Source organism: Candidatus Frankia alpina (assembly GCF_902806485.1).
Taxonomy (GTDB): domain Bacteria; phylum Actinomycetota; class Actinomycetes; order Frankiales; family Frankiaceae; genus Frankia; species Frankia alpina.
In genome coordinates, this window is sequence record NZ_CADCWT010000389.1 from 1 (window position 1) to 2,914 (window position 2,914).

General features: G+C 68.9%; 4 protein-coding genes and 1 pseudogene. 2 read left to right on the forward strand and 3 right to left on the reverse strand.

Going from position 1 to position 2,914, the window contains the following annotated elements; translation table 11 throughout:
* Positions 1-230: pseudogene (locus G6R25_RS23060) on the forward strand (uridine kinase); the annotation flags it as partial.
* 103 nt (positions 231-333) lie between these two features.
* On the opposite strand, the gene G6R25_RS23065 reads toward G6R25_RS23060, so the two are convergent.
* From G6R25_RS23065 to G6R25_RS23075, 3 genes are all read right to left on the reverse strand, one after another.
* The gene (locus G6R25_RS23065) at positions 334-1,083 is read right to left on the reverse strand and encodes a phosphotransferase (RefSeq protein WP_163554547.1); all 750 of its coding nucleotides are present in this window, start codon (positions 1,081-1,083) and stop codon (positions 334-336) included.
* A 322-nt stretch (positions 1,084-1,405) separates the two neighbouring features.
* Positions 1,406-1,840, reverse strand: a complete 435-nt coding sequence (msrB, locus tag G6R25_RS23070) for a peptide-methionine (R)-S-oxide reductase MsrB (RefSeq protein ID WP_163554548.1) — start codon at positions 1,838-1,840, stop codon at positions 1,406-1,408.
* Between the two features lie 78 nt (positions 1,841-1,918).
* The gene (locus tag G6R25_RS23075; protein ID WP_163554549.1) at positions 1,919-2,350 is read right to left on the reverse strand and encodes a hypothetical protein; all 432 of its coding nucleotides are present in this window, start codon (positions 2,348-2,350) and stop codon (positions 1,919-1,921) included.
* 96 nt (positions 2,351-2,446) lie between these two features.
* On the opposite strand from G6R25_RS23075, the gene G6R25_RS23080 reads away from it, so the two are divergent.
* Positions 2,447-2,797, forward strand: coding sequence for an RNA polymerase-binding protein RbpA (locus tag G6R25_RS23080; protein ID WP_009738606.1), 351 nt, complete (start codon positions 2,447-2,449; stop codon positions 2,795-2,797).
* Positions 2,798-2,914 lie beyond the last annotated feature (117 nt).

Below are 2,914 nucleotides of genomic sequence, written 5' to 3' on the forward strand. Positions count from 1 at the left end.
GGGACCTCACCGTGTTCCTCCAGATCAGCCCCGCCGAGTCGCTGCGCCGTGCGCTGCGGCGCGACGTCGCCGTCTTTGGCTCGCCCGCCGACGTCCGCGACCGCTACGAGGCGCGCTACCTGCCCGGCCAGGAGCTCTACCGGGCTTCCGTCGCGCCTCAGGACCGCGCCGACGTGCTGATCGACCACGAACGTCCGCAGGCTCCCCGTGTTCTGCGCTGGCCCGGGTGAGAAGGCCCAGAATCGTCGACGGATCCGCGCCCACTGCTGTGCGAGGGCAGCGGTGTCGAGCGACACGGGCTGCTCGGTCAGACGCGATCATTACCAGACGCGATCATTGCAGGGCGGCGGTCCATGCCTCGGCATGGGTGTTCAGGTAGTCGGAGGTCGCGAGCCAGTAGGGGCCGTCCTCGGTCCAGATCCTGGCCCACGGCTGCTGCTGCCGCCGGGCGCCGTCGCGCAGCAGGTCGTACATCGCCCTGGTGCGTCGGCCTAGCATGTTCGCCAACGCCGGCCGTGACGGCGCATCCAGGCCGTAGCCATCCACGAAAGCGCGCAACCGGGCCGCGGACTCCGCCACCGGCCGGTCGGCCCGCAGACCCGCCATGCTCTGCGCGGCGTAGGCAAGGTCCCACAACCGGGAGCTCGGTGCGGTCGCGTCCCAGTCGATCACCACCCAGCCCCGAGCGGACCTGACGAGATTCCAGGGCGCGACGTCGTTCTGGCAGACGAACTCTTCCTGATCCGGCGGAATGATCCTGTTCCACACCGTTTCGGCCGGCGGCACGAAGCTGGCGAGGGCCCGGTGCAGGTCCGCCAACATCCGACCGATCGACAACAGCTGGGGCACCGAGTACGTGCCGGCCGCCGCACCGAGCTCGCCGGGGACGTACTCCACCACCTGGCGTCCCTGCGCGTCCCGCCCCAATAGTCGAGGGGCACCGGCGAAACCCACCGCATGCAGATGTTCCAGCACCGCATCCACCGCGTCCGTCCATGGCCCGACCGGACGGCGAACGGTTTCACCCACACGCACCACGCCGATCGTGGCATTCCCCGTCAACGGCTCTTCCTCGTTGCTCACCCCAAGATCCTGGCGCAGACAAGACGCGGAAACGAGTCATTCCGAAGTCCTGGGTGGACGGTCGATCGACCGGTCGCCTTTCGCCAAGATAATCAACGCTGTTGACGAATCCCCCCCCTCCATCAAGATCAAAAAACAAACCCAAAAACCCTGCACCCGCGAGGCTGGCCTGGCCCGTCGACGCCACCTGCTGTCCGGGGGTCGAGGCGATCGGGGGGAGGAGCCGATCCGTCTCTACTTGACATAATGTGCATTATCGGCGCGTGTGATGGTGGGCGAGCCGGCCGGCACCGGCGGCGGCCTGGTTGGCGGCTGGGGTGGGTCAGTGCGTGTCGAGGGCGAGGGCGAGGCTGTTCATGCAGTAGCGCTGGCCGGTGGGTCCGGGGCCGTCGTCGAAGAGGTGGCCGAGGTGTCCCCCGCAGCGGGCGCAGCGAACCTCGGTGCGGATCATGCGGTGGGAGTGGTCTTCGACGAGTTCGACGGCGTTGGCGACGGCGGGTTCGGTGAAGCTGGGCCAGCCGGAGCCGGAGTCGTACTTGGTGTCGGAGGTGAACAGGATGGCGCCGCAGCCGCCGCACCGGTAGGTGCCGGTTTCCTTGTTGTGGGTGTAGGCGCCGGTGAAGGGGGGTTCGGTGGCGGCTTGGCGGAGGATGGCGTAGCGCTGGGGGGATAGTTCGGCGCGCCACTGCTCGTCGCTTTTGATGACGTTGTCGGCGTCGGGGCCGGTGGGGGCGGTGGCGTGGTCGCTGGTGGTCATGGCGTCACGGTCCTTGTCTGTGTGGATCCGTTGGTGGGGTGGATCCGTTGGCGGACGGGCGCCCGGGGTTTGGTGGGGTCACTCCCCTGGTCCGGTGTGGGTGGTGCGGGTCAGGGGTGCTGCGGCGACGCCGCCGAGGGCGGCGGTGGTCATGGCGGTGCCGAGGACGGGTGGCAGGTGGCCGCGGGCGGTGGAGGTCGCGAAGACGGAAACGTTGGCGGCGTCGGCGATCATTCCGGCCCACAGCCAGGTGGTGGTGTCGCGGTTGGTGGTCAGGGCGGCGAGTAGGCCGGCGCCGAGGGCGAGGTCGCGGATGCCGGCGAGGCGGGCGACCCAGGCGAGGTGGGTGGCGGTGAGTCGGTCGATGCCGGTGATGCGCAGGGTGTCCACGGCGCGGGTGAGGACGAGGGTGCCGACGGCGCAGCGGGTGATACCGAGGGTGGCGATGCGCAGGGTGCGCAGGGGGCGTGTGGGACGTTTCGGGGTGGGATGGGGACGCTGTGCGTTCATGATTGTGTTGCGGGTCCTTCCTCGGCGGGAACGTCTCGGCTGGCCAGAACGTTGTCGAGGGGTAGTTGCACACGTCTCGACGCTCGGAGGAGTTATATGGGCGAGCGCATCCTGCGGGGAAGCCGTCTCGGTGCAGTGTCCTACGAGACCGACCGCAGCACCGAGCTTGCCCCACGGCAGTCGGCGTCGTACGACTGCCCCAACGGCCACCAGTTCACGATGCCCTTCGCGGCGGAGGCGGAGGTGCCGTCGGTGTGGGAGTGCAAGGTCTGTGGTGGGGCGTCGGTGATCGTCGATGGTGAGCGGCCTGAGCCGAAGAAGTCGAAGCCGCCGCGGACGCATTGGGACATGTTGATGGAGCGCCGGACCACCGATGATTTGGAGGAGGTCCTGGCGGAGCGGTTGGCGGTGTTGCGCGGCACCGGTGAAGGGCGGCGTACCGCCTAAGGGCTGTGCGTCCGCGGCTTTTCGGGTGGTCCGCGGTTTTGGGGTCGGGCACGGGATTGTGCGTGCCCGACCCTTTGGCATGCCTGGGGTGGGTCTGGTGACTGCGGCGGGTTTGGG